Below are 3,728 nucleotides of genomic sequence, written 5' to 3'. Positions count from 1 at the left end.
GCCACCCCGGGCATCGCCGCGGTGACCGCGACCGGCGCGCAGGGCCGTCCGGCGGCCGAACCGCAGCCGGCGGGCGGCCGGGTCAGGTTCGAGGCGACCGCGAAGGCCGCTCCCGACACCCAGGCCGCCCGCGACACCGTGGCCCGGCTGCGCACCTCGCTGCACGCCCTGCCCGGCGCGGACGCCCTCGTGGGCGGCCACACCGCGCAGCAGTACGACACCCTGCGCGCGGCCGAACGCGACCGCACGGTCATCGTCCCGGTGGTGCTCGCCGTCATCCTGACCATCCTCGTGCTGCTGCTCCGCTCCTTCGCGGTACCCGTCCTGCTGGTGCTGACCGTCGGCCTCAACTTCACCGCGACCCTCGGCGTGGCCGCGCTGGTCTTCCGCGACCTGCTCGGTTTCAGCGGCACCGACCCGTCCGTGCCGCTGTACGGGTTCGTCTTCCTGGTGGCGCTCGGCGTCGACTACAACATCTTCCTGATGTCCCGGGTCCGGGAGGAGACCCTGCGGCACGGCACCCGCGAGGGCGTCCGGCGCGGGCTCGTCACCACCGGCGGCGTCATCACCTCCGCCGGGGTGGTGCTGGCCGCCACCTTCGCGGCGCTCGGCGTGATTCCGCTGGCCTTCCTGGTGCAGATCGCCTTCATCGTCGCGTTCGGCGTGCTGCTGGACACCCTGGTGGTGCGTTCCCTGCTGGTCCCGGCGCTCGTACGGGACGCCGGGGACCGCGTGTGGTGGCCCACCCGGCCCGGCGCCGGGTGACCCGATGCAGACTCGATGCGAGTTGCCGGAGCGGGAGCGCGGGACGGACGGTGGTGGTGAGGCAGGGAGCAATCCCGTACGAGGAGCGATCCGGTACCAGGAGCAGCCACATGACCGCAGTCGCCATGACCGAGACCCCGCCCGTGCCCACGACGGATCCGGACAGCGCGCTGGCCCTGCGCTTCGTGGCCGGGGACGAGGGCGGCCTGGAGGCGGTCTACCGCCGCTGGTCCCCTCTTGTCCTCTCCCTGGCCCGGAATTCGCTGGGCGACGGCGCGGAGGCCGAGGACGTCGCCCAGACGGTGTTCCTCGCCGCCTGGCACGGCCGCCACGGCTACCGCCCGGACCGCGGGCCGCTGCCCGCCTGGCTCGTGGGCATCGCCCGGCGCAAGATCGCCGACGCCCTGTCCGCCCGCACCCGGCGCACCGACGTCGCCGCCGCGGCGGCCGCGCGCGAGTCGACCCGTCCGCCGGATGCGTCGAACGCGCACGACGCGGTCCTGAACCGCGTGGACGTCACCCGGGAGCTGCGCCGTCTTCCCGAGGCCCAGCGGCGGGTGCTGTGCCTGGCGTTCTACGGTGACCTGACGCAGACGCAGATCGCCCATGTCACCGGCTGGCCGCTGGGTACGGTCAAGAGCCACGCCCGGCGCGGCCTGCTCCGTCTGGGCCGGTGCCTGGACGGCGAGGTCGCGTAGGAAGGCCGGAAGAGGAACACATGACCACCGCGAGCCCCGCCGGGCAGCCCCCGCCCGAACCCCCCGCCGTACCGGCCGGCGCCGGTGTGACCACGGGTGTGCTGGCCCGCCGCCTCGGCGTCTCGCCCATGACCCTGCGCTCGTGGGACCGCCGCTACGGCATCGGACCGACCGCACGCACCGGCGGCGGGCACCGGCGCTGGACGGCGGGGGACGTGGCCACGGTCGAGGAGATGTGCAGGCTGACGGCGACCGGCGTGCCGCCGGCCGACGCGGCCCGCGCCGCCCGTACGGCCGCCGCCGGACCGCCGCCCGCGCAAGGTACCGCCGCCCCGGCGCTCCCGCCGACCGCCGCGCGGTCCCGGGTCGCCGGCGCGCTGCCCCTCGGTGACGTGCGTCTGGAGTGCCGCGGCCTGGCCCGCGCCGCCGTACGGCTGGACGCTCCCGCCCTCGAGGAACAGCTCACCGCGGCCGTCGAGCGGTACGGCGTGGTGGTCGCCTGGCAGGAGGTGATGGCTCCGACGCTGCGCGCCGTGGGACGCCGCTGGGCCTCCTCCGAGGACCGGTACGTCGAGGTGGAACACCTGCTCGCCTGGCATGTGTCCACGGTGCTGCGCCGCAGCGCGCCGCCCGTCGTCCCGGTGGCCGCACCGGCGGCCGGCTGCGTCCTGCTGGCCTGTGCGCCCGGCGAACAGCACACCCTGCCGCTGGAGGCGCTGCACGCGGCGCTCGGCCGCGAGGGTCTGCCGGTGCGCATGCTGGGAGCGGCGGTGCCCGTCGAGGCGCTGGACGCGGCGGTGCGCAGGCTCGGCCCGGTGGCGGTCGTGCTGTGGGCCCAGGACAGCGCACGGGCCGCCCCCGCCCTGGCCCGGCACGTCGCCGCGCTGCGCTGGGGCATGAAGGGGGCCCGCCGTGGTCCGGCGGTGCTGCTGGGCGGCCCCGGCTGGAGCCGGACCCAGCCCGCCGAGGTGCTCAGGCCGGCCGGACTGGCGCAGGCGGTGGAAGCGCTGCGCGGGCTGTGCGGAGCCGGGAGCGGCGCCGCCGGATGACTGTCAGGAGCGCTCCCGGGCCCGCCTGAAGCGGTCCAGGCCCTCCGCCAGGGACACCACCGGCTCGGGGTAACCGGTCCTCGCGAGTTCCTGCGCGGGAAGTTTCCACGGCTCGTGCACATGGGCCGCCTTCACGTCCGCCAGTTCCGGCACCCAGCGGCGCACGTACGCCCCGTCCGGGTCGTACTTCTTGCCCTGGGTGACGGGGTTGAGCACCCGGTTGGGCCGGGTGTCGGTGCCCGTACCGGCCATCCACTGCCAGTTCAGCTGGTTGTTCGCCAGGTCGCCGTCGACCAGCAGGTCCAGGAAGTGCCGGGCGCCCACGCGCCAGTCGACGTACAGCGTCTTGGTGAGGAGGCTCGCGGCCAGCAGCCGGCCCCGGTTGTGCATCCAGCCCTCGTAGCGCAGCTGCCGCATCGCCGCGTCCACCACCGGGTAGCCGGTGCGGCCCTCCCGCCACGCCGCGGCGTCCGCCTCCGCGCCCCTGCCGCGGCGCCACCGGTCGCGCTTGGTGCGGTAGTCGCGGACGGCGGCCCGGGGGCGTGCGGCGAGCACCTGGCGGTGGAAGTCGCGCCAGGCGATCTGCCGTACGAACGCCTCCGCGCCCGGCCCGCCCGCCCGGCGGGCCCGGTGCACCACCTCGACCGGCGACAGCGTGCCGAAGTGCAGGTGGGGGGAGAGCCGGGAGGTGGCGTCGCCCGCCAGGTCGTCGTGCCCGTCCTCGTACGAGGTCACGCCGGAGCGCAGCCACGCGGCCAGCCTGCGCCGGGCCTCCGTCTCGCCGCCCGCGCACAGTCCCGCGGACACCCCGTTCACGTCGCCGCGTTCCGGCAGCGGGGCGGAGCCCACCTCCTCGGGCACGGTGACCGTACGCGGGGCCTCCAGCACGTCCCGCAGACCGTGGGCGGACCACTGCCGGTGGTAGGGCGTGAACACCGCGAAGTGGTCGGAGGACGCCGGGGTCACCGCGCCCGGCGGCACGGCCGTGCTCACCGTGTCGTGCACGTACAGGCGCCGCCCCTCGGCCTCCAGGGCCCGGCGCAGCCGCCGCTCACGCGCGTGCGCGAAGGCGCTCACGTCACCCGCCATGTGCACCTCGTCGGCGGCCGCCTCGGCGGCCGCCCCGCCCCCCACCGTGACCGGGTGGCCCGCGCGCAGCACCAACCCCCCCCCCCCCTCCCCCACCCGGGTGTCCATGTCACCCAGGCAGTCGGCG

General features: G+C 76.2%; 4 protein-coding genes. 3 read left to right on the top strand and 1 reads right to left on the bottom strand.

Annotation, left to right across the window (positions count from 1 at the left end; genetic code table 11):
- From ABZ646_RS42535 to ABZ646_RS42525, 3 genes are all read left to right on the top strand, one after another.
- The coding region (locus ABZ646_RS42535) for an MMPL family transporter (RefSeq protein ID WP_360531964.1) at window positions 1–765 on the top strand (765 nt) is incomplete at its 5' end.
- 110 nt (window positions 766–875) lie between these two features.
- The gene (locus ABZ646_RS42530) at window positions 876–1,463 is read left to right on the top strand and encodes a sigma-70 family RNA polymerase sigma factor (RefSeq protein WP_360531961.1); all 588 of its coding nucleotides are present in this window, start codon (window positions 876–878) and stop codon (window positions 1,461–1,463) included.
- Window positions 1,464–1,483: 20 nt separating this feature from the next.
- Window positions 1,484–2,512, top strand: coding sequence for a cobalamin B12-binding domain-containing protein (locus tag ABZ646_RS42525; RefSeq protein ID WP_360531958.1), 1,029 nt, complete (start codon window positions 1,484–1,486; stop codon window positions 2,510–2,512).
- A 3-nt stretch (window positions 2,513–2,515) separates the two neighbouring features.
- Here the strand turns inward: ABZ646_RS42525 and ABZ646_RS42520 are convergent.
- Window positions 2,516–3,728: FAD-binding domain-containing protein (locus ABZ646_RS42520; RefSeq protein ID WP_360531955.1), on the bottom strand; the 1,213-nt coding region annotated here is incomplete at its 5' end.

The sequence above is a fragment of the Streptomyces sp. NPDC007162 genome, assembly GCF_040634175.1.
Classification (GTDB): domain Bacteria; phylum Actinomycetota; class Actinomycetes; order Streptomycetales; family Streptomycetaceae; genus Streptomyces.
The sequence above is the reverse complement of the archived record's forward strand: the minus strand, read 5'-3'. Positions and strand labels throughout refer to the sequence as shown.